The 21,968-nt window shown below is 51.7% G+C and carries 26 protein-coding genes and 2 pseudogenes; 16 read left to right on the top strand and 12 right to left on the bottom strand.

Annotated elements, in window-relative coordinates; translation table 11 throughout:
* The first annotated feature begins 121 nt into the window (after positions 1–121).
* Together AC1MEW_RS13120 and AC1MEW_RS13115 are read left to right on the top strand one after the other, a co-directional pair.
* A protein-coding gene (locus tag AC1MEW_RS13120; protein ID WP_480426617.1) for an IS3 family transposase occupies positions 122–1,341 on the top strand; the annotation gives its coding sequence in 2 pieces (ribosomal slippage) (positions 122–467 and positions 467–1,341; 1,221 coding nt in all).
* A 10-nt stretch (positions 1,342–1,351) separates the two neighbouring features.
* Entirely contained in the window at positions 1,352–2,155 is an 804-nt protein-coding gene (locus AC1MEW_RS13115; RefSeq protein WP_480426616.1) for a hypothetical protein, read from the top strand.
* A 164-nt stretch (positions 2,156–2,319) separates the two neighbouring features.
* Here AC1MEW_RS13115 and AC1MEW_RS13110 read toward each other — a convergent pair whose 3' ends face one another.
* From AC1MEW_RS13110 to AC1MEW_RS13090, 5 genes are all read right to left on the bottom strand, one after another.
* Positions 2,320–2,766: a hypothetical protein gene (locus tag AC1MEW_RS13110; protein ID WP_480426615.1), complete on the bottom strand. Its 447-nt coding sequence runs from the start codon at positions 2,764–2,766 to the stop codon at positions 2,320–2,322.
* Positions 2,767–2,985: 219 nt separating this feature from the next.
* Entirely contained in the window at positions 2,986–3,222 is a 237-nt protein-coding gene (locus AC1MEW_RS13105) for a hypothetical protein (protein WP_480426614.1), read from the bottom strand.
* A gap of 599 nt (positions 3,223–3,821) precedes the next feature.
* A complete protein-coding gene (locus AC1MEW_RS13100; RefSeq protein ID WP_480426613.1) occupies positions 3,822–4,127 on the bottom strand; it encodes a helix-turn-helix domain-containing protein in 306 nt (101 codons plus the stop codon).
* Between the two features lie 55 nt (positions 4,128–4,182).
* Positions 4,183–5,985, bottom strand: a complete 1,803-nt coding sequence (locus tag AC1MEW_RS13095; protein ID WP_480426612.1) for a hypothetical protein — start codon at positions 5,983–5,985, stop codon at positions 4,183–4,185.
* Positions 5,986–5,987: 2 nt separating this feature from the next.
* The gene (locus AC1MEW_RS13090; RefSeq protein WP_480426611.1) at positions 5,988–6,203 is read right to left on the bottom strand and encodes a hypothetical protein; all 216 of its coding nucleotides are present in this window, start codon (positions 6,201–6,203) and stop codon (positions 5,988–5,990) included.
* Between the two features lie 653 nt (positions 6,204–6,856).
* On the opposite strand from AC1MEW_RS13090, the gene gapS4a reads away from it, so the two are divergent.
* The 5 genes from gapS4a to AC1MEW_RS13065 all read left to right on the top strand — a co-directional run bounded on the left by gapS4a (position 6,857) and on the right by AC1MEW_RS13065 (position 12,191).
* The gene (gene gapS4a, locus AC1MEW_RS13085) at positions 6,857–7,780 is read left to right on the top strand and encodes a GapS4a family protein (protein WP_480426610.1); all 924 of its coding nucleotides are present in this window, start codon (positions 6,857–6,859) and stop codon (positions 7,778–7,780) included.
* 4 nt (positions 7,781–7,784) lie between these two features.
* Positions 7,785–8,936: a GapS4b family protein gene (gapS4b, locus tag AC1MEW_RS13080; protein ID WP_480426609.1), complete on the top strand. Its 1,152-nt coding sequence runs from the start codon at positions 7,785–7,787 to the stop codon at positions 8,934–8,936.
* A 197-nt stretch (positions 8,937–9,133) separates the two neighbouring features.
* The gene (locus tag AC1MEW_RS13075) at positions 9,134–9,832 is read left to right on the top strand and encodes a hypothetical protein (protein ID WP_480426608.1); all 699 of its coding nucleotides are present in this window, start codon (positions 9,134–9,136) and stop codon (positions 9,830–9,832) included.
* A 192-nt stretch (positions 9,833–10,024) separates the two neighbouring features.
* Positions 10,025–10,537, top strand: coding sequence for a transcription elongation factor GreB (greB, locus tag AC1MEW_RS13070; RefSeq protein WP_480426607.1), 513 nt, complete (start codon positions 10,025–10,027; stop codon positions 10,535–10,537).
* A gap of 457 nt (positions 10,538–10,994) precedes the next feature.
* On the top strand, positions 10,995–12,191 hold the full coding sequence (locus AC1MEW_RS13065) for a hypothetical protein (RefSeq protein ID WP_480426606.1): 1,197 nt from the start codon (positions 10,995–10,997) through the stop codon (positions 12,189–12,191).
* A gap of 664 nt (positions 12,192–12,855) precedes the next feature.
* Here AC1MEW_RS13065 and AC1MEW_RS13060 read toward each other — a convergent pair.
* A complete protein-coding gene (locus AC1MEW_RS13060) occupies positions 12,856–13,140 on the bottom strand; it encodes a hypothetical protein (RefSeq protein WP_480426605.1) in 285 nt (94 codons plus the stop codon).
* Positions 13,141–13,361: 221 nt separating this feature from the next.
* On the opposite strand from AC1MEW_RS13060, the gene AC1MEW_RS13055 reads away from it, so the two are divergent.
* Both AC1MEW_RS13055 and AC1MEW_RS13050 read left to right on the top strand, forming a co-directional pair.
* Complete coding sequence (locus tag AC1MEW_RS13055) at positions 13,362–13,520, top strand: hypothetical protein (protein ID WP_480426604.1); 159 nt, start codon at positions 13,362–13,364, stop codon at positions 13,518–13,520.
* A 51-nt stretch (positions 13,521–13,571) separates the two neighbouring features.
* A complete protein-coding gene (locus tag AC1MEW_RS13050; RefSeq protein ID WP_480426603.1) occupies positions 13,572–14,039 on the top strand; it encodes a hypothetical protein in 468 nt (155 codons plus the stop codon).
* 11 nt (positions 14,040–14,050) lie between these two features.
* Here the strand turns inward: AC1MEW_RS13050 and AC1MEW_RS13045 are convergent, their stop codons facing one another.
* Positions 14,051–14,266 carry a hypothetical protein gene (locus AC1MEW_RS13045; protein WP_480426602.1) on the bottom strand — a complete coding sequence of 72 codons (216 nt, stop codon included), beginning with the start codon at positions 14,264–14,266 and terminating at the stop codon, positions 14,051–14,053.
* Positions 14,267–14,416: 150 nt separating this feature from the next.
* On the bottom strand, positions 14,417–14,725 hold the full coding sequence (locus AC1MEW_RS13040; protein WP_480426601.1) for a helix-turn-helix domain-containing protein: 309 nt from the start codon (positions 14,723–14,725) through the stop codon (positions 14,417–14,419).
* 123 nt (positions 14,726–14,848) lie between these two features.
* Here AC1MEW_RS13040 and AC1MEW_RS13035 point away from each other — a divergent pair, with 123 nt between their 5' ends.
* The 4 genes from AC1MEW_RS13035 (at position 14,849) to AC1MEW_RS13020 (ending at position 16,986) form a co-directional block, all read left to right on the top strand.
* The gene (locus AC1MEW_RS13035) at positions 14,849–15,367 is read left to right on the top strand and encodes a hypothetical protein (RefSeq protein ID WP_480426600.1); all 519 of its coding nucleotides are present in this window, start codon (positions 14,849–14,851) and stop codon (positions 15,365–15,367) included.
* Positions 15,368–15,403: 36 nt separating this feature from the next.
* Positions 15,404–15,595 carry an antitoxin Xre/MbcA/ParS toxin-binding domain-containing protein gene (locus tag AC1MEW_RS13030; RefSeq protein ID WP_480426599.1) on the top strand — a complete coding sequence of 64 codons (192 nt, stop codon included), beginning with the start codon at positions 15,404–15,406 and terminating at the stop codon, positions 15,593–15,595.
* Positions 15,596–15,950: 355 nt separating this feature from the next.
* Complete coding sequence (locus AC1MEW_RS13025; RefSeq protein WP_480426598.1) at positions 15,951–16,166, top strand: DUF1127 domain-containing protein; 216 nt, start codon at positions 15,951–15,953, stop codon at positions 16,164–16,166.
* Positions 16,167–16,629: 463 nt separating this feature from the next.
* Positions 16,630–16,986 (top strand): transposase, encoded by a 357-nt coding sequence (locus AC1MEW_RS13020; protein WP_480426597.1) that lies wholly within the window; start codon positions 16,630–16,632, stop codon positions 16,984–16,986.
* Positions 16,987–17,481: 495 nt separating this feature from the next.
* On the opposite strand, the gene tssD is transcribed toward AC1MEW_RS13020, so the two are convergent.
* Positions 17,482–17,709 (bottom strand): type VI secretion system tube protein TssD, encoded by a 228-nt coding sequence (gene tssD / locus AC1MEW_RS13015; RefSeq protein WP_480426596.1) that lies wholly within the window; start codon positions 17,707–17,709, stop codon positions 17,482–17,484.
* A 279-nt stretch (positions 17,710–17,988) separates the two neighbouring features.
* Here tssD and AC1MEW_RS13010 point away from each other — a divergent pair, with 279 nt between their 5' ends.
* Complete coding sequence (locus tag AC1MEW_RS13010; RefSeq protein ID WP_480426595.1) at positions 17,989–18,993, top strand: zinc-binding dehydrogenase; 1,005 nt, start codon at positions 17,989–17,991, stop codon at positions 18,991–18,993.
* Positions 18,994–19,140: 147 nt separating this feature from the next.
* Here the strand turns inward: AC1MEW_RS13010 and AC1MEW_RS13005 are convergent, their stop codons facing one another.
* Entirely contained in the window at positions 19,141–19,437 is a 297-nt protein-coding gene (locus AC1MEW_RS13005) for an FCD domain-containing protein (RefSeq protein ID WP_480426594.1), read from the bottom strand.
* Here AC1MEW_RS13005 and AC1MEW_RS13000 point away from each other — a divergent pair.
* Together AC1MEW_RS13000 and AC1MEW_RS12995 are read left to right on the top strand one after the other, a co-directional pair.
* Positions 19,393–19,646: pseudogene (locus AC1MEW_RS13000) on the top strand (transketolase); the annotation flags it as partial. The gene AC1MEW_RS13005 and the pseudogene AC1MEW_RS13000 sit on opposite strands and share 45 nt — an antisense overlap.
* Positions 19,627–20,217: pseudogene (locus AC1MEW_RS12995) on the top strand (transketolase family protein); the annotation flags it as partial. The pseudogenes AC1MEW_RS13000 and AC1MEW_RS12995, both read left to right, overlap by 20 nt.
* Before the next feature lie 108 nt (positions 20,218–20,325).
* Here the strand turns inward: AC1MEW_RS12995 and AC1MEW_RS12990 are convergent.
* Together AC1MEW_RS12990 and AC1MEW_RS12985 are read right to left on the bottom strand one after the other, a co-directional pair.
* Positions 20,326–20,538: a hypothetical protein gene (locus AC1MEW_RS12990; RefSeq protein ID WP_480426593.1), complete on the bottom strand. Its 213-nt coding sequence runs from the start codon at positions 20,536–20,538 to the stop codon at positions 20,326–20,328.
* A 355-nt stretch (positions 20,539–20,893) separates the two neighbouring features.
* A complete protein-coding gene (locus tag AC1MEW_RS12985; RefSeq protein WP_480426592.1) occupies positions 20,894–21,811 on the bottom strand; it encodes a LysR family transcriptional regulator in 918 nt (305 codons plus the stop codon).
* Between the last annotated feature and the right edge of the window lie 157 nt (positions 21,812–21,968).

Below are 21,968 nucleotides of genomic sequence, written 5' to 3'. Positions count from 1 at the left end.
GTTTGCAGTCAAGTGGCTTCTAGCGCTGGCAAGAGATGAGGGTTTGTTCTTTGAACGAGCCCCATGAAAGACAGGACACCGTTTCCCCCTTACGATAAGGGATAGGCAAACGGTTATGTTTATGACTAACAGCAACGATAAGAATGGGGAGCTTTTGGGCCAGGAGCGGCGGCGCCGCTGGAGCCCAGAGCAAAAGCTGGCCATGGTTCGCGAGAGCCTTGAGCCAGGGCAAAGTGTGTCGGTCGTCGCTCGGCGCAACGGCATCAATGCCAACCAGTTATTCCTGTGGCGCAAGCTGTATCAGGACGGCAGCCTGTCGGCGGTCAGCGCGGGCGAAGCCGTGGTGCCGGCCTCCGAGCTGAGCGATGCGCTCAAGCAGATCCGTGAACTGCAACGGATGCTGGGCAAAAAAACGATGGAAGCGGAAATCCTCAAAGAAGCCGTGGAGATCGCCCGGTCGCGAAAATGGATTGCGCACTCACCCTTGTTGCCGGGGGACGACCAGTGAAGCTGGTCAGCGAATGTCTCGGTGTGGCGCGCTCGCAATTAACGGTTCGAATCAAGCAATCGGTATCGCCCAAGACACGGCGAAGCAGGCCTGTGAACGACGCTGAGTTGGTGGCCGAAATCCAGCAACAGGTCAGCGAACTGCCCAGCTATGGCTACCGTCGAGTCTGGGGATTGCTGCGTCGCGTCCGTGAAACCCAGTTGCTACCCGCGATCAACGTGAAGCGGGTTTACCGGGTGATGCGTGATCACAACCTGCTGCTTGAACGCCGGATCAAACAACCCGGCGTGCCGCGTCGGCACGAAGGCCGTATTGCGGTGCAAACCAGCGATACGCGTTGGTGCTCGGACGGCTTTGAATTCCGTTGCGAGGACGGCGCTAAACTGAGCGTGACCTTCGCCCTGGACTGCTGTGATCGCGAAGCCATCGGCTGGGTCGCCAGCCCAACCGGGTACAGCGGCGATGACATCCGCGACTTGATGTTGGAAAGCGTGGAGAAGCGCTTCGGTGATCAGCTGCCTGCAACGCCGGTGCAGTGGCTCAGCGATAACGGTTCGGCCTACACCGCCGAACAGACGCGCCTGTTTGCTCGACAGATCGGCTTGCAGCCGGTGACCACACCGGTGCGTAGCCCACAGAGTAATGGCATGGCAGAGAGCTTCGTGAAGACGATCAAGCGTGATTACGTGGCGCACATGCCCAAGCCGGATCGAGAAACGGCGCTGCGTAACTTGGCAATTGCCTTCGAACATTACAACGAGCAGCATCCGCACAGCGCCTTGAACTACCGTTCACCGAGGGAGTTCAGGCGCTTGGCAGTGGCATCAATTTAACGGGGAGTTGGTGTCCGGTTTTGAAGGGGCAAGTCCATTCTTCAACCCGAGATCCGAGGAAGACAACATCAAGGCGATCATGGAACGATTCATGCCGGGATCAACCCTTGAAGGCGTCTACGATGTAGATGACAGGCCTGATACCCACCGGTTCGACTTTGCTTACAAAACCGCCCAAAGAGACATTTTTTTTAACGTCTACGTGAACGCCCTTGAGACCTGGCTTGATGTCTCCGAAAGCAGCCCCGGCCTCGGTGGATCTGCCATTTATGCAGGGGTGGCCACCTTTGCCTTCAACACTGATCGTACCTTCGTCGGGGATCCCGACGGGCTGTCAGACGTTGCGCTTCGTAGGAGGCTTGACAACATGTTATGCTCTGCCATCAAGTACAGCAGCACAGATCATATAGCTCCCCATCCTGACCAGATCAGCGGTTGTGCGAGATTAGGTGTTCCTCCCCTGACTTGGGTTAGGGGACAGACGCTGGACAACATCCAGTGCATGATTGACACTGTCACCGTATCCCTAGAAAACGTTGTACCGGAGGTAGCTCATGCCCATTACGACTTCCACGCAAAAACCTTCTGCGATTCTGAAGGCGGACAGCTATTGGAGCCAGTTTTTGGAAGCTGGAGTCATAACCTTGCAGGAAGCCGAAAGGCGAGCGCAGGGGTCACTACGTTTAAGAGATGCATACTTCTCCGATCCCTTGTACGCCAAGAAAGCAGCAAGAGACCCGAGCTTCTGGAGCAAGTTCTACGCGACACGCGTCAATTCGTAGACCACGGCGATCTCTTGGGTATTTTCTATTGATTTCGCTGCAGCCAGTTTCTGAATAAGGCCCCTATGGGGCCTTTTTTTTACGTGCTCCTATCTGTCCGACCTTGCGGCAAATGAGCAACGGACTGTGCTTGCTCCATGGCTGAAGAAAGGGATAGCCATGCAAATGACCGAGCGTTGCAACGAATACTAAAAGCTCACTGTTTCGCCTGCGCTGTGGGGTGACTTCCTCGCAAGCCCGATATCGCTAAACCTAGACTCCACTTGATCTTATCGATGGCCTTGTATGTCGGTACCCAGTCCAATGCCAAATGGTATTGATGCTTAAGATTCTCACGGTACCCTTCCAATCTCCGACGCGTCTTCTCATTCAAGTCAGGGTTGAGTAGCTTGAGATTAACGTCCAAATGACGTTCTTCGTATTGCGCTTTCCACCTATTTCGGAGCATGGCGTGAACAAATGGCATGACGGCCAAAACACCTAAATTGACCTGCAAAGCGAGACACGCGGTGTCTACGGTCAAAACTCCCTGATGATTGAGTGCGAGTAGCGACATGACAGGCATCGAGGCGCAGGCAACGACGAATTGCGCCCTCCCCGGCACACCAATAAGCGCTTGCGTGAACGGATGGTATTTAGTCATTTTTTTCGCTCCCTATGGAGTAATCCACTCAACATCATCTTCTTCGGATTCGACCTCAAATCCGCGCATCAGCCCAGAGGTGTACTGCCCGAGATCCGATTTCGTCGGGTTAACCAGAGGGATCAAGAGCCACCTCAGCCCGCTAACATAATGCGCGATGCAGAGCATCTTAAAAGCAAAACGCCCCGCCCAAGGCGGGGCGATTCAGGTAGCGCAGTATTAAGATTGAGAAAGGACAGAACCCGCCAGGCTCAAGACCGCCAGACTGTGACCGTCCTCACGCAGGATCTGACTGGCAAGTTCTTGCATACGCTCACCAGTCTGTTTATCAGGAGATGCTTGGGAGAGTGCAGAACCAGCCAACTCCAGAGCCTCCTTAGAAGCTTTAGGGTCACGCAGAACGGCAGAAGCCAGGGAGGCGATTGAGGGGCTTGTTTGTTTAGTGTTGAAGCTCATGGTCATACCTATAGATCTGAGATTAATGGCCTGACCGAGCGCTAACGCATCGAACCACGCGTCACATTAATTTGACGCGACAGTACGCAATTCGATGTAATGCGCGCACTAAAGTCAGGTTGTTCAACCGTATGGCTTCGAGAGCGAGTGGTTCACGGAACGTTTGGCGACCTTGCGTGACCACTCGCTGATTTTTGCCTTCCCCTGATGGGTTACGGTGCCAAACCCCATATCTAGGGCTAAATCGCTCGGCAAACACAAGATGAGCGATTTTTTACGACTAATCAAGTCATGTCCCCATGATCTGCCTGTGGATAATCTGTGCATATCCTTTGGGTAGTTTGTCCAAGCGGCAAACCGTCAGGCTTCTAGATCACATTGAAAAACTTCAGTTTTTTTCAAGAAAGGCGGGCATTAGGGTTCGCGGTAGCGAAATTTCCTAATCAAGCAAGCGGAATTGAAGACTTAAGGTGCTGAAGTTTTGGAGCGCATAGCCTTGTCTGAGGCTGTGCGCTTTTTCATTCCGGGTATACACCTTGAAAAATAGCTTCTGATGGCCATGAGGCTTCCACTCCTCCAAAGGCAGGTGGCTTGCGTGCCTAAATCGGTTTGCCTGGAGAAGGAGAGGGAATGCCAAAACCGGCCTTGCTTTTCAGGGCGGCTGCAGCGTTGAGATCTACCGGATTCAGGTGAGCTAGGCTTACCGTTAGACCGAACTTTTTGAACACAGCTTCCAGGGTCGCGAGAGTCGGATTACCGCGATCGACCTCCAGTTGCGACAGAGACCGCTTTGAAATTTTGCAGGCCATCGCGAACCGCTCTTGATTCACGCCCAGAAGATTTTCACGAAGACGTTTAACGGCGCTGCCGAGCGTCAGTTTCCCCCGGGCGACCTCATCGGCCACTGCTTGAATGTAGGCGCTCTTCTAGGGTCATCTCTGTCACATCCCACCCATTCCTTCAGCCGAGTCCCCTCACCCCAGACTTCAGCCACTCCCAATCGACCGTCGCGGGAAACGTTGGGCTAACGGTGTGAAGAACGACTGGAACGATTGAATCGATCCCTTTTACGAGTGTGCCGATAAACTCTCTGAGAAGCTCAAGATCTGGAATCTCATCAAGCACTGCGTCCAACCGCAGGCCGTCGACGTCGCCCTGTTCGTCCAGACAAGAAGCTAAATACGGGGTCAGGTATTCTTCGAAGTCGAGATACCCCGCAGACTGTAAAAGCTGACCTTGACTGCCTTTCATCCGCATAATCGCCCCTTTCAGGATGCGCCGAATTAAAGCGGCCACCTCGTGAGGTCGATCAGCAGGAGAGCAATCAATGCCTCCTTCCTCGGACAATCTAAACAGCATTGCTTCCCGCAACCCCAGATCAAAACACGCTTGGTGGAACGGATGCCGGTCACTGATCAGATCCGTGCGCACCCAATTCGCAAGATCCTCCGTAGCCCGGAGTCTCCTAGACGGATCATTGGATAGCATGGGTATAGGAGTGACGACTTCTTCCGTCACGTCATACATCTGCTTCATTTCGATCGCATAACGAAGCGCCTCTAACTGCGCCCACTCAACCATGGGCTCAATTTTCACGGCATGCTCTTTGTCTGGAGCTGCATTGAAGGCGGCCAAGGCAAGGTCGCCCAGCGCCCGGCCCACGAGGAAGGCATCATTGCACTTGATTGTCCCCCCTGGAAACGGCACTCCCGCCGACAGGTTTTCTACCAATGGCATAGCAACGGCAGGGTCTGTCCAGTCGAGTTGGTTGTGGCTCATATAGGGCATGTACCGGTTCCGCACGGCCGGGTTACAGACAAACTCGCGCGCGTGTTGTCCGAGACTACCCCAGAACTCGAACCTAGTAGGCACCCCCCTCAGACGATATTGCCGAGCCTTCATTTGCCAACAAAAGTCTCCGCGGAACTCAGGCTCAAACTGCTCCTTCAGAATCGGGTAGGCTGCGTTGGCAAGGTCGTAGATTGTGGCAGGCGTCTGACCCGCAATGTCGGCCTTGCGGCTGTCCAGAAACAAAGAAGCCTCAGAATCACGCTGGGGTAAACCGTGCTCCTTGCACCAGGCGTACATTGAGTAGGGGTCGATGGCGCACAGTGTGATGCACCACCGCCCTCGCCCGTGACCATTGACGTCCCGCCACAGCATCATGAAACCGTGTGATCCCGCTCTGTCGCCAGCACGAGCAATGATGTCCATTGCGGTGATCACTAACCGTGGCGGCAGTCGTTCATCAGTGCCTGCCTTCTCTGCCCGTCCACCATCAACCCCTTCACCAGTTCCCTCATCCTCGTAATCGTCGATGGCGTCCGCTGATTTTTCGGCCAGGTATAGATCGATCGAGGGTAATGCCTCCGGTGGCAGCCTCACGCTACCGGTGAGATGCCAAGCTTCGGGCATATGCGCGTGCAGCGCGAATGAGGACTCAGTGGACACCAACTTGAGCGCCAAGCATTGCTTGCCCGACCATGCATTCATGCTACCGACTGCGTGTGTCAGTAGCGTCGACCAGTCTGCAGCCACCACGACAAAACAAATGTCGAAATTGCCTAGGAACGGAAGCAGGTTCCGCAGTTCCTGTTCATAGCCTGCAAGCTCGGTAACGGTCTGCCGCTCAGTCTCACTGGCTCGTTTAACCTCAAAAACCACGAGGGTCTTCGACTCGGGATTGAAACAGAGAATGTCGGGGCGCAACACTTCCCACTTAGTGAGCGAGATGCTGGTGTTGATTGAAACAATCTCCAGCAATCCTAGGCGGCCCAGAACGTGCCCAGCAGCCTCCGCCGAGGCACTCGAGAGATGTAATCGATGCCGAAGGACGGAATGAAAAAATCCTGCCCGATCGCATCCGTTATGGAGGTGATGAATTCCTGGCCTTGAATGTTTTCGAACAACTGGTCGTTTTCGATAAGCCTTTGCAGCCAGGTCACTACCTCAGACTCAGGAGGCAATTTTGGTTTGGACATGATCCTTCCATGAGTTTCCGAGCCGCAGGTTTAAGCCATCTGAACACAATGGTGCGAGAGGTAATTTGTCAGCTCAGGCGAGGCCGCCGACGAATTCATCCTAGCAGAGCCATACCCAAAGCCGGCAAACAGCCAGACGGCTCCTGGCAGATCGCCCGCATTTCAGGTTCAAGATGGAGGCCTCCCACTCACCGCTCAAGGACATGGTCATGGAACTCGTCACCCTAGGCCACATCGCGCCGAATTGAATTGGATCTGTAAATGCGTCGGGCTTGGAGGTCATCGAGAGCGAAAATTCGTCACAAAGATCGCCGATTCAGACGTTCCCGGCCCTCAAAATTTCTGGCCGCTACTTCCAGCTTGAAGAGGTTGAGACCAAAGGAAGCACATTTTTTCACCCAGACACTGAAGCTGAATAGATAAAGAAACTGAATAGACTCAGAGCCCGGATAACTGTCGAAGCACAGTAACTGACAGGCCCTCCAGCAAAATGCTGTACGGCTTGCTGTTTATCAGTTGAATATTCAGCAATCCGCAGTACGCAACGCTGTACTTCAGTTTCGTGGACAAAGTGCCACTAGACATCACCGCTCAGACTCCGTAGCGTTCGGCTCACATTGGGTTGGTGCGTCTCGACTTATAAAGGACTTGTGATGGGCGAATGGTCAAAGAAATTGGGTGAACGTGGGGAACACGTTGTTGAGACTCTGCTCAACCTCATCGGATGGAAAGCGGCACTCAAAGGAACAAGCATCGACTGCGTCAAGCCAAAGCCACACAGCACGTCCGAGAACCCGAGGCAGACGCATGGGGCGGACTTCATCTTCAGTTGCCTGTCCCCCCTTGAAGATGGCGTGCTCAAGCACATGGTCATTTCGTCCAAGTTTTCGAGTGTGCCCTATCCCACCTCACCGGGAACCAAATTCAAAGAACACTTCGTCGACCTGGCAACAACAGTCGAATGCTTTAATCGCTCGACAGTGAAAAAGTCCATCAATTCGGGCTACAACGGTGCAAGCTCCCAAGCGATCGCAGGCGTCCTTTTTTGGCTCAGCGCAAAATCAGATGCCGAGGCAGATGTGGTCAGTCTGGTCGCAGGTTCGCGCAAGCTGGATGACTCCAACTATGGAACCATCTATGTGGTCGACAACTACCGCGCGAGCTTCCTGTTCGACACCATCACTTACGTTAGAAACACGTTCGGAGGTGAGAACGTGAGCTTCCTGTATCCCTCAACAGGGAAGAATGTCAGCCCCATCCAGAGGCTGACTAACGGCCCAATTTTACCTCCCGAATACCTCAACAGCGGACTCATACCTTTCTTCGTTCAGGAGTATGACAAGAAGCATCTAGTCATCTGCTGCCAGGATGGTTTCAGCGAGGAAGCGGTGAAACGCATGATCGGATTTTCAATGGCGATCGCCCTTGAGTTTCCGCATAAGGTCACGCTTGCCTTCCCTGACTTCAACTACGTTGAACACGAGGAAATCGCGAATATTGCCAAGCTGGCGATCGCGAACAAAGAATTCGCCTCCATAGTAGATGTGGAGTCTTACCAGGCAGATTTCAGAGGTTGATACAGTGAGTAATCAGAATATTGACTCGATCCTGCCGCAAGGTGAAGCCCTGCGCACCTACCTGGCCCAACCCTACATCGGCGCAGCTGATATTAAGACAGTACTGAAAAGTCGTGGCGTCTTCATCAACAGTCAGGAAAAGGAACAGTCTATCCCTGCTCTGACGTTGTCCCTGATTAGGCCTAGCGAATTCTCACAGCTACAGCTTGCCTATACGACGAAGGAAGACAATCCGAAAATCACCACCCAAACCATCAAGTGGCAAGGACAAGACACACTGCTCGACTCTGTTCCCGACTCGATCGATGTAAACAAGCTGCTTGACCTCGACTTCGTGAATTTCAAGGTACTGGGCACGCCTGGTTTCTATCCCGTCAACAAAGACCTCGACACCATCCGGATGGACTACCTCCTGGAGCGAATTGATCGATCCAAAAGCTGGGCGGATTCGCACAAGACCTTCAAGGGGTCAATCGAGATCAAGAAGAACAAGGCTCAGGATGAACTGATCCTGATCAGCACGCATACCGCACCCGAGACAAGAACCACGAATAAAGCGATGTCCAAGCACTTGGTCTCACACTTCAAATCAGTCAAGCAAATCGACGAGAGCGAGACAGTCACAGCCATCCGCTTCTGCGATTTCACCAATGAAAACAGATTCAAATATCTTTTGGGTCTGACTCAGCACAGCAAGTTGGTGGCGATCTCGTTTATCGAGGTCGTGGACATGGGCATAGCGCCTGATCCCGACAATCTACTTCCAACCGATTTGGGCTGGATGAAAGAGAAAATTCGCAACCTGGATCTGAAGGGATTCAGCTTGGAACATTCGGACTTTCTCTCCAACGCGTCCTATCGGCCGAGCCTGTTTTTGCATCGCCTAGACGCGAAATTTCGCTTCAGCACGTCGGGCCTCGATGGCAACTGCGTTATTTCCCTTGGCTTCCCAGAATTCTCTACCGGCCAGAACAAGGACAGCGAAATCGAGCTACGGATCAAGCAGATCACCTTCGACAATACAGGCAAGTCGATTGACAAGAACGATGCGAAAGAGACGATCCTGAAGGAGCTGGAGTCAGAGAAAATCGAAACATTCAAGACGCTCTCGATTCCTGGTAAACCAGTAACACCCAAGCCGCTGTCACCTGCTTAGTAGAAGAGCGACCCAGCGCCATTCGAATCCAGAGTGGCGCTACGGATGTTGGATAAAGCGAGCGTAAGAACCTGGCAACACCGAATACGCCATCGCTCAATACCTCGATACTCGCCATCCGAAGGTGACTAAGCACACTGGCGCTACGGCGACTCATCAACCTCAGGGCCCATCCTGACGAAGGAACAGATATCTAGATGTTTGAAAGCCTACGCCGCAAGAAAAATCTGAACACCTTCATTGAAAAAAACTTCAAGGAATTACCGGGCTACGGAGTGCCGTCCGTTGATGACCTGCGCTTTGAAGCTATCGAATTCGAAAAATCCATTGTTAGCTATGTCCACCGAAAGTCAGGTGCTGCCCCCCAAAAGCCACTCGGATACATCGTTCAGAAAATGCTGGGGGATTACCCCCTGCTTCCTGAAATCCCAGAGTATTGGCCTGAGTTTGTAGAAGAAGCCAAGAAGCTGAAAGACCTTAGGAATAACGTTATCCACTCTGATTTCGTCGGACTTCCGCCTCTTGAAGAGCTTTACGAAAAATTCAAGAAAGCGAATGAAGTTTTGAGGCCCTTCCGGATATGTAGTGCAAAACGGGACAGGTTCACTGATATCCGGTGGCGTGGTGACACCCTGCTTTTGAAAATCGATGAGCATCGATATGAACTGGAGGTGGATGACATCAAAAACCTGATGATGGAGCTTCATCCTGCAAGCAGAGGTGAAGTGCACTTCCTCAAGGGCAAGCTCGTCGTCAGCAAGGTGCTCGATTACTACTACGAAAGAATCACCTATTTCATCGAGAGCTATGACCCATTTGAACTGGGTCTTGAAGAGTCGATGGTACTGGAAGATTTGTTGGGTAGCCTCTTGGGCCAGCATTTTTACAGCCAGTAATTAGCTCAAATACTCAAAATCCGTTGCGCCCCCCCGAGTACTCCCCTCCAGTACGAACGCTCTCTCTCGCATGTTAGCCTCTGTCTATGTGCCCGGCGACAAGCTCATCAATCTGCACGAAGATCTGATCCTCGCTCACGGCAATCTGCTTCGCCCCCTTGGGCATGAATAACTTTTCAACAGGAGGCCGCTTTGGCCACAAACATCATTACTCGCGGTGGCCACGACGCCCTTAAAGCAGAGCTTGATCACTTATGGCGCGTCTACCGGCCTGAGATCACCCAAAAAGTGACTTGGGCGGCGTCCCTCGGGGATCGGAGCGAAAACGCGGATTACCAGTACAACAAAAAGCTGCTGCGAGAAATCGATCGAAGGGTCAGGTACCTACGTACACGATTGGAAGATGTCAGAGTCGTCGATTACTCCTCCGAGCAGGAGGGAAAGGTGTTTTTCGGCGCTTGGGTTGAAGTTGAAAATGACGATGGGGAACTCAAGAAATTTCGGATCGTGGGCTATGACGAGATTTACGGGCGCAACGATTACATCTCAATCGACTCGCCCATGGCCCGAGCGCTGCTAAAGAAGGAACAAGGTGACGAGGCCGTGGTGCAGACCCCAACCGGCGAGGCCATCTGGTATGTCAACAGCATTTCCTATGAGAGCCCAGCACATAGCGAGGGCACTATCCACCTATCAAGCGAATAGCGCTGTCGCCGCCCCCCCAAACCGCCAATGAACAGGTATTTGCGATGCTGGCATAGGATTGGACAGATGCTTGGTGTCAGGATAAATGATCGCGCCCCCCCCTTCTCTACTGATCATGGTCACAAAGCGTGCTAGTCAAATCCGACTCAATCGACGGCTAGCACCAATAAAAATGACAGCTCAGTTCGAATGCAAACGGGTGGTCAAGTTGAGCGCTAATTCGCAGCCTTGCTATCCGCTGTAACGCCCGGAGTAGACACTCAACGCGGCCCACCAAGGTACTTGCGCTCTTCACAACGGCTTGGTAGATTCTGGCTGCGCCGGGTAGGCGCACTTCACCCGTCAGTGTTAGCTGGAAACGGCACTACCCGCAGGAACTCAAAGCTTAAGGCCATGATTTTTCCAGGCCCCAAAGCGACGTAGGCGGGTGACGTTGCGGTAAGGGGCGGAGAAAAACATGAGCACCACCCCTGTTGTCCCCCCTTCTACACTCCGTGGTATCAAGCGCAAGGCAAAGTCCATTGCTCGCTTGCGTCAAATCTCCCACTCCGAAGCGCTCGACATTGCCGCTCTGGAATCCGGTTACGAAAATTTTCGCCACGCCCAACGAGCCCCCAAGCGCGCTCAGGACAACGCGACTCCCCCATCACCGCCATCATCTCCATCCATTGCGGCTGTGCAGGAGATGGTTGCACCCAATTCTAATGAACAAGGAATGCGCATGGGCATCAAGATGAGCTCCGCCTTTGATCAGAACAAGCAAGAGTGGGAAGCCGACACCTACCAAAAAGGCCTGGGCGCCGAGCCGTTGCAATGCAAGCATTGCGGCACACATGTCACCCATAATCCTCCGCACACCAGGGAGATGCACGACAAGTCGGTCTTCGTGCAGGGGTATTTCCGGTTGTTACCCAAAGGCGCACACGCCGCAAACTGCCCTTTCGGTGTAGATGAAGAGATCAATAAGATCGCGAAGACATCTGAGGGGTTGATCGAGAGCATCCAGCAGGACAAATACCGGATGCGACTGGTGATGATTAAAGAGGCCCTGGAGGGAACAGGCGCGCCGAAGAATCCGGACGGAGGGGACAGAGCAAAGACGGGCAGGACTTATACCTCCAATCCTGGGCTGTTGCCCGCCTATATCAACTCGGCCAATCGAGCCTTGAAACTCCGAACGCTCTGCGCAAGCAACCAGGATATCGAGCAGCATCTGGAACTGGTCTTTGAAGGCAATGTGAAGGTAGCCTGGAATCAGTTCTACTTCGAATCGGAACAGCACATGTCAGGCTTTCATGCCGTTTCGCAGAACACCGTGCAGCACCCCATTGCCATCCACGGCCAAGTCAGTAGCGTTCGTTGTGGACTCAAAGGCGACACCAGCAAAAACGTGATAAACCTGCAGATGAGCAAATTCCGGCCGGATCCCGAAAACCCTGAGAATGGAATTGGCGTAGAGGTTAGTATCTGGTCGCCCCAATCCGAGTGGTTTAAGGGCATCCAGGATGGGGACGAGGTCGTGGTGCTCGGCATGTGGAAAACAGCTACCACCCCTCCGGCGGCGGCGCAGCGAGAAGGTCGATACAAGACTTTTACCAAACGTCGGCTGAGTTTGAACATGGTACTCAAAGCACAGATCACCAAGGTTCTATGATTGATCGCGAGTGTTCATCAGGCTCACGCGATCTCGCAAAGCTGGTGAACAGTTGTGAGACTCACTCCACCGTTTCCCATCACGGCAGCGTTGGAGTGATTGAGTTTCGTCAGTAACACAGCCGCTGACTAAAGGCTGCTTTCCGCTTTTCCATACCCTTTCCTTTGCGGTCTTGGCGATTGGTTCTAGGGTATTGATGGCACGCCTAGAAACCATGGTGACGGGATGAACGCCACCGGTGTTGGTTACGAGTTGCCCCCCATTGAAATCAACCATTTGGATATCGAGACAAGTATGTCAACGCACATTAAGCCAGGCCCGAAACCGAAACGTGACGACGGAAAGGATGACAGAAGGCATCACGTGAACCCCGAGACCAAGCCGAAGCACCCGACCCTTCCCACCCACAGACCTGAAAAGTAACAAAGGTGTTGAGGTGATATCGGCGCTTCTCGCTGACCAGTCCTAACCTCAACGTTTGTCCGGCCGGCCCGAACGGGCCGGCTATGGCATTGATCGGTCAATCAGCTGAAACTTGACCGCCTAACCCACGCATGGAAGTCTGATTTCGAAGCAGACACCATCACTCAAATTGCGGGCGATCAGGCTACCGCTCAGTCGTGACACGAAGGTCTTTACCATATACAGCCCCTGCCCGAGATGATCAACCCTCCCCTGCGCCGTCTCGCACAGAGGCACCATATTCAAAAATCTCTTCTATAGGCTTATTCGCGATATGAGGGCCTTTATTTTTTATGGTGACAACGGCGTCGCCCCGCTCCAAGTAGCCATCGACGATGATGTCAGTATCACGCGTTCGAAAATCATTGGAGCTATTGATGATCGCCGTCAGCACCGACTCCAGCATGTCAGCGTCAACCATCACATAAAGGGCAGAATCGCCTCCAACATATTTGATATCCGCCATCGTCGACTCAGCGGCGTTCATCAAATATTCCGCTATGTTTTCCTTAGTGATATCTCCGGACAACGAGCTCATTGCCTCTTAGGGACTTTTAAATATGAAATTATCAGAAGTTTCCTGTCCAAGTACGAAGCCGGAGGTACGCTGAACGCCTAGACCCCGGTCATCAGCGCGCGGTGACCAATGCATAGGAAGAAAGTCATGGTCGTGTTGATTACCTCGGCGACTGGCATACTCATCCGCAGTTGAATCCCTCGCCTTCTGGAATCGATTACACCGAATGGGCGAAGCTGCGCTCGACCCTGAACAGACCACTTATCGTTATGATTGTTGGGGAACGCGCAAAATTTTTTGCGGCCTACCACGCGAACCAGAAACTAGTACCACTGACTGGTAGCGAATGAAATACCGACGTATTTTCATCGGTTTCAACTTACCCTAACATGAGAAAAAGCATGAATGTGCTGCACGCGCAAAAAACCGCTAAAGCTTCTGCAACCGTCGAAACCGCTACTCCAAATCCGGGCGGCAAAAACCTCTTCCTCACGATCTTTGATCGGGCAACCTACTCTGGCTTATTCAAAGCAAGCACAGTGTGCATCGCTATCTGGCTAATCGGTATGTCGCAAACCGCTATGACGCTGTACGACAAAGAGATTGATGCTTACGTCGACAAATACAAGTTTGAAGCGCTTACACACCGCTTCTTGGATCAGACCAACTGCAGACTGCTTTCCAGCTACCAGGCTGATTGCTTTATCGCTCAACACAAAATAGACGCTTCTCGGAGTGCTTTGGGGGCACTTAAGGCGGTGACTAACGCCGCACTAGTCGGCAGCATCCTTTGCTTCATTGCTTCGGCTTTCGTTTTCTTGTGTACCCCGTTTGCGCGTAACGCAGCATATACGGAAAACAGTCGATAAGGCGTGTTGCTTCACCTTTGGCTGCGCTTGAATGCGACCAACGCCTCAAGCGCCTGCGGAAGGCTCATGCCCTCTCGCTCTCTATCAATTATAAAGCCCGCGTCAAAGGTTGCAGGATCGTCAGCAGTAAAGTCCGGGTAACCTGCTTCAGCTGACTTTCGCGCGTTATCAATCACCGATTGCAGCCCCTCACGCTCTACCAGTGACGCCCTCTTTTTTCGATTCAATGGGGTTACTCCAGTGAGCGGTTAGAAGCACGATCATAGACCAGGCCGATTGCAGCAGGATTGTTGGAGAATGGCACCGAAAGTAAGGCGATATGCTTGCCCGCCAGCGTGGGGGCAAAGCGACTTCAAAACTTCTATCCGATCCCAACATTAGTGATTGAAAGCAAGACTCTCAGCCAAATCGACCACTTGTTTTCGATCATCTTTTTTCAGGCAGTGAAAACACTGAAGCAGATGAGCCGTCTCGTCATCCTCACAATAAAAGTAGGCTAACGGTAGGTTTAGCACTGCCGCGATCTGCTGCACCGTGCTCTCTCCCGGCTGATGCACACCTTTCTCATATTGGCTCATGCGTGCCGATGCGGACGCTGGATCAAGATTCGCTTCGATCCCAAGCCGCTCTTGAGAAAATCCTCGTGCCTTGCGCGCCTCCTTCAAGCGTTTGCTAAACGTGCTCATTTTCTCATCGCCGAAAGGCTAAGAGATTCTTAGTTTTTCTTTGACGACATACTAAGTATTCCTTAGTATTTCGCAGAAATATCCTTTTGCCATCACTCCGCGACGCAAGGACAGGGAATCAAGATGAAGGAAATGCAAATCGTAGACGGCCGGCTCGACGAAAAATCGCGAGGCTTCGGCGGCGACATGATCAGCTATCACTACTGGAAAATTGATGGCAAGAAGAACGAAAGGCTCGAAATCCCGGACGATCTCGACGCTCATGTAAAAGCCGGCGACCGGATTAGAGCGACTTACCAGCCAGGCAAAGACAACATCAACCGGATCTGGGCCATTCAGCTCGACAACGAACCTGTCCGCTCGGTTGTCACCATCCCCTTCATTGCTGTCTCCCTGGGAAGGCTCAGCATCCTGCCTCTGATGGTCGCCATCTTTACCATCTTTGTTGCCTACGGTTTCTGGGAGAACAGCGCGAATCACCGAAGCTTTCACGGGTCGACCTATCAGTTGGGCTGGCTCGCACTCAATTTGTTCGTCTGCTATCGCTACATGGTTAAGCCAATATTGATCATTACGCGCGGCATCAAGGCGTTTCGTGAATATTGCGCCAAGACTCCTGCTTCCGCCTCGACCGCCAATTGACATGAACCAATCGCAATAGAGAGCCAGGGAGCAAAAGTGAACAACGTCGAGCAGATCCAACTCCAAGCCGAGCTTGTCTTTGGCAACAAAGTGAAAGCCGATCATTGGCTGAGCCGGCCGACAGTACAAATAGGTGGTTGCTCGCGGTTGCAAACGGCTCACAGTCGAGTGGGATATGAAGTCGTGAAAGCAGAACTCGATAGGCTAAGCCATGGCTTCGCCTGCTAACGCTTTCTGACGTAGGCCATTCGCAAAGTATCCATCCACATGAGACCAGACTGACCACCCCCAAGTAATATTTTGTCATGATCCGGTCACGATCTAAGCCTGTACGTTAACATTTTTGTCATGATCCGATCGCAATCTAGCCCGTATGGAGGTTGCTCATCAGTTCTCTAGTAAGAATGTTGAGCCTTAAGGTAATGCAGAACAGGTCCGGGCAGGTGACATTGACTTAGATAGAACTCGCTATGAATCAGGGCAAACACTCGTTTTACCCAGAAGAAAGTTGGCGCACAACACATTGTTTGCGTGCAACGAATTAAGTCAGTCCAAACATTAGCTAAAAGGGAGTCGAAACAAGATGAAAGGTCAAAACGAATATCTAGTGTCAGAAAAAAATCGGCTTAACCTAGTGTATGATCTGCTGCACAAGCTCAGTCGCTGGAACGGACTTCGCCGACAGCGTAAGCTATTGATTAATTTGAGCGATGAAACACTGAAGGACATCGGCCTGAGCCGTGCGGATGTGGTGTTCGAGTCGGACAAACTGTTCAGAAATGCTCCAGTGCATAAGTGAGCAAAACACAACTACACAAACTTCATTGAATTACTCAATCGCAGCTGCCATTTTATAACAGTGCTGACAGTATGAATTGCTAAATCTAAGCTCTATAAACCCAAGGCTTATGTAAACATCAATTTTCTCTCGTGCTTTAGCTCTGTAGCTCAGCCAACTCAAGCCCCACATGCGTCCGAGGGCGGCATTAAGAGTAAATAAAGTTCTGACGTAGAAGCTCAATCTTAGGCTAGATTAGTTCAAATGGATCAAGTTACGTCCACGAGCGCACTGGCTAAGCAAGCAGCTCAAGCTCAACCTGTGGCGCATCAAATGCGGGAGCACCAAGGAGTTGATGAACATGTATAAATAAGTAGTTAAGGCCGTCAAAGGAAAATTAGGGATGCAATTCTGTATGGCGTAAGCGTACGGAGCGGTAGGACTATCGATTGTCGATTCGACAATTGTTCGCGCACCCAGTTTCGTGCCAAAAGCGAGGACGGCAAATGCGATCTGGAGATGTACCAAACGAAGAAAGGCAATCAATATTTTTGGGATGAAGGCGCATATTGGTGCTGACGTTGAATCGGGGCTAGTTCACAACGTTCATAGCACGGCAGCGAATGTAGCCGATGTCACCAAGGTTGCTGAAGGCGAGGAAAACGCGGTCTATGCCGATGCGGGCTACAAGGTGGTTTGGCAGACCGCAGCACCTACCCCAGACCGAGTAAGCGCAGCGTGCTTTATAAAGTCAAGCGAAAAATTGAGTACTTCAAAGCACAGACGCGGGCCAAGGTTGAACATCCATTTCGAGGGATCAAGCGTCAGTTTGGTTAAATGAAAGTGCATTTTCGCGGACTGATGAAGAACACCGCTCAACTGCCCACATTGTTCGCTCTATCAAACTTTTGGATGGCTCGATAAACAGCTGATGGATATGGGCGAGTTACGCGTGTAAAACAGAGAAATAGACTAACAAACTCACAAGGAGGCGCGCACTGGATGTTTCGCGAGAAATAGCGCAGGTCGCCACGAGACTCTCAACTTGCCGCGCGGTTGCAGCAAGTTGATCGGAGCTTCCTTAAACCTTAGGCGCCAACCACGAGTCTTCTGCCTCGATGCCGTCTGGCACCCAAGCCCAGGTAATCTTCTCGTAAGTCAGGCCGATATCTTCCATATGCCCCATCTGACTGAACTAATGGTTCAGCACGTTAGGCACCCAAGTACGAGTTGTACACAAACACTGCGCTGGACAGCACAACAGTGTAATACTTTTCTAACGCACTTTAGACGAAATGCGGTAGAACTCCAAGGTAACGGTTTTCAGTTGTTCGCCCTATGTCAGCGCGTGGAATAGCTTAGGCGAGGATTTGTCGACTTCCTTGGTCAGAGTCATCACCTGATGTACACGCTTGCCAGCCGGTAGTCCAGTCAGAGAGTTGCGTAGAATATCGACCGGATGTTCTACCGCTTGGACAATGATCATCCCCGCGTGGCCAGCAAGAGTGCTTGATCCTTCGATCGTGCCTTGGTTCTGGCCTTCAATACTGATATAGCATGGCATGGACAAATCTCCGATCACTTATTAAATTAGCCGCAGATCTGGGTTTACAACCCGTTTCGTTGCGCGGTGAGCTCATACTATGAGGAGATCAATGAACTGCCCCTCAGGTCAACACATTAGTTAAATTTGTGATTTTAGTTCACAACACCTTTTCAAAAAACAGAATTCCTCGCAGAAGCTCTGCCAGGGATAATAAACATCCTGACGTGTTACGTACCAGAGCAGCAAACGCCTACTTACTTAATTAGAAAGATAAATTCAATACTCATAAGGCCCCTTATGCTTACTGATTTCGCTGCGTGGTCCTGGACATCAGGTAAAGGCATCGACGGCCTCGAATTAGTCCGGAAGCCATTTGAACTGCCTGGCACAGGGGAAGTCTTGATTGCCAACCACGCAATCGCGTTGAATCCGGTGGACTGGAAAGTTATTGAGTGGGGCCATCCAGTATGGAAAACAGGTCATATTCCTGGCGTAGACGGGATGGGCGTCGTAATTTCCGTAGGCGCAGACGTGCAAATTACCCCTGGCTCACGAGTTGCATATCATCAGTCTCTAGAACGGGACGGCAGCTTCGCCGAGTATTGCCTATTGGACGCGTCTACGACACTGGCGGTTCCGGCGGCTCTTGACGACGGTGCTGCGGCATCACTACCCTGCCCTGGCTTGACCGCTTGGCAGGCGCTGGAAAAAGTGCCCACTGCCCGCTCTCGCGATGTTTTGGTAATCGGCGCCGGTGGCGCTGTTGGTTTGCTGTTGGTGCAATTAGCGGCTCATCGCGGATACCGAGTATGGGCGACAGCTTCCACCCTCCATCATACAAGCCTTAAAGCACTCGGCGCCGCCGGAGTTTTCGACTACCGCGAAGCTGATTGGAAACAGGAAATCGGAATAGCCTTGGGTGAGCGTCGTCTGTATGCAATTTTTGACACAGTGAGCAGTTCTCACGCGGCCAGTCTGGCGTCACTATTGGGATATAACGGTCACTTGGTGTGCATCCAGGACCGTCAGGAAACCCCCCCATTACCAGCCTTCAGTAGTGCCGTTTCACTGCATGAAGTCGCGCTCAATAGCTTCCACACTCATGCGAGTCTTATCGATCGACAAGTGCTGGTGCGGTGCGGCGAAGGCATGCTCGAAGGGCTATTGGACGGCTGCTTACTATTGCCAAAACAGCGGCTTTTTGACTTCCACAATCTTCCGCAGGCATTGCGTGCACTCAAAGATGGTGTGGCGGGAGGCAAATGGATTGCCCGACTTACAGGGACGCAATCTGTGGATTAAAGAGATGAAGCCCGAGCGCTTATCAAAGGGGCTCGGGCGTCAGATAGGGTAGCTTTTACATTTCAGCTAAAGATTCCTTTTTTCCAGCCACGCAATCATAAGCTCGCCCCAGGCAATATCCGCCTGCAACGCACCTTTGGCTTCGGCTCAGTCTCGATTACGCAATCCTTCCAGAACCTCGAAATGCTTGTGCTCGGCGCTGGTCAGCTCCCTCTTAGGCATTTCAGCGAGGAGTCGGCTTAGCAGCGGCCCCATGATAACCCACATATTTTCAAGTGTTTTCGACACTACCGGCATCCGCGCAGCAGAAATCAAGTCGAAGTGTAATTTCCTACTCAGCAATGCCGCTTGCTTATAATCGATCCGGACCGCCTTCTGAAACGCGTCCTGTATTGCTTCGAGATTCTGGACGAAAAATGGCAGGCATTCGGCTGGGAAGCACATGTCATCGACGGGTACAACATCGCCGAAGTGACTGAAACCCTTCGCCGGGTGAAGGTCGATGAAAACCGCGATAAGCCTGTCTGCGTCATTGCCAAAACAGTCAAAGGCAAAGGAGTTTCCTATATGTAAACCGAACCTGGCACCTCGGTTACCTCGACCCAGAATACGCCAAACGCGCAATCGCTGAAATTGAAGCCATGGAAATCTGAACATGAAAGCCCTTCTTTCCCAAACTCTTGGCAGCACCGTGGCCTCAATGCGCTCAACCCAGGCTTGTCGTACCTGTCCGATGCACTGATAGAGTTGACGAGACCGGTTAACAAGTGATGGCTGGTTCGGCCGACTTACAGTATCCCAACGGTTGAACAAGTTCGCCAACCAATACCCCGAGCGCTACCTGCAATTCGGGATCTCGGAGCAGAATATGGTTACCGCCGCCGACCTGCCCACCTGTGGTCCATTCATGGCGACCTTCGCTTCGTTCCTCGGCCTGTTGTGCTGCGAGCAGATCCGCATGGACGTTGCCCACTCGGCTCAACGGGTGCATTGATCGGGCACCACATTGGCATTTCCTTGGGTTTTTACGGCACCTCGCACCACGCCACCGAAGACATTGCGACCATACGTTCGATTGCGGACCTGGCAGTTGTGGCACCTACTGATGGGCCGCAGTTGGTTGCAGCGATCAAGGCCTCAGCCACTTATGACAAACCTGTGTATTTCCGTATCGGTCGGGGACGTGATCCGATCGTTTACGAGGACAGCATTGTCTTCGAATTTGACTCATCTATAAACTGATTACCCACATATCAATTCAGCAATGTAATCCTCATACGAGAACAGAAATTATTATCATAAAAATATTTTTTTGAAAACGGCACCAAACATCTATGCACGATTTTGTTCACGTTCGGCAGCATCAGCCAACCAATAACTGGACTCCTTAATAAGCACGTGCCATTCATTAACCTGGACGACTCCAAACCTTAACAAGTGATTCGCCTTGGAAATCAATTCACAGTAGTGATCATCGATATCGACTTTTTGATCTAACTGTCTGAGCAGTAAATACCAATCCAACAAGGCTTTATTATTTTTCATTGCCCGCACCCTCCGATGGCAAAAGAGACGCACGCCCTACAGCCCCATATTATCTTTAAGACTGCACTCTCGCCACAAGACAATAGATGTCTATTTGATATTACAAGAGTCGACCCAGGACAGCGTGATCACTATATTTATCGTCAATCCTACCTATAATTGCAAGGCCATTGAGGGTGTGAAAAAAGAAAAGCCGATTCTCTTTGTAAGAAAATATTAAGCATCAAGCAGAACTATCTAAAACTCCAAAAAACGCACTACATAAGAGAAAAAAATTCATAAATAAAACTCAGATTTTCTAAAAAAACTTGAGTCCAATTCCTTCTCATTTCTATTTACTTTGTGGCCGTCTGCCCTATGAATCGAGGAGACACTTCCGACTCATGGAGGATTGCAAACGTGGCACCATAAAGTCGAGAAACGTGCGTATGCGCTGGGGCACGTGCTGGCCACCTTGATAGAGCGCGTGGATGTCTTCGCTGTCGTGTCCCGTATGCGCCAGCACTTCGACCAGTCGGCCCGCGGCAATATCCTCGTCGATCTGAAAGTCTGCCATGCGGGCCATCCCCACACCAGCGATGGCCATACGCCGCAGAGTTTCACCGTTGTTGGCTTGCAGGGTGCCCTGAATGATGCGGCCGATGATGGGGCCGCTCTGATTTATTGGCCAGACCGGACTGGCACGCTGGAAATTGAAACTCAGACAATTATGTTCAAGCAGTGCATCCAATGTTTGCGGCACACCGTGTTTTTTCAGATAGGCCGGTGCCGCAACGATCCTTCGAAGGGCGGCACCGATCTTTCTAACGCGTAATGTCGAATCATTCAAAGCGCCCACCCGGATAGCAACGTCGGTGCGGTCCAGATACATGTCAACGATGTCATCGCTTAGAGACAAGTTGATATGAATATCGGGATGAGCTTCCCAGAAAGCCGGTAAATTAGGCTCAACAACCAAAGTTCCAAACGCCACCGAGGCGCTAATCCGCAACGTCCCGCACGGCCTCTGTGCCCCGTGCGTCAAAACCCTCTCGATATCATCAAGTTCTGCCAGCAATGTATTGCTGCGTTCGTAGTAGATGCGCCCTTCATCGGTCAGCGACAGCTTTCGGGTCGAGCGCTCCAACAGTCGGACACCTAGACGTAGCTCCAGACGAACGATCAGTTTGCTGACCGTCGAGGGCGTCATCAACATCTGACGCGCCGCTTGCGAAAAGCTACCGGCATCAACCACCCTCACAAATACCAGCATTTCGCCTGCTCTGTTATCCACGTCTTTCTCCCATCAGTTTGGCTGGTGAACAAGAATAAGATTGAAATTAATGTTCTATATAAAGGGGCTGTAAGAGAGCGTTACCGGAGGGAAATATACTGGCTATTTAATTATAAAACACTCGCATGAAAGCCTTATGAAAATCCCATTCAACGCT

It is taken from the genome of Pseudomonas sp. ASL4 (assembly GCF_056680395.1).
The sequence above is the reverse complement of the archived record's forward strand: the minus strand, read 5'-3'. Positions and strand labels throughout refer to the sequence as shown.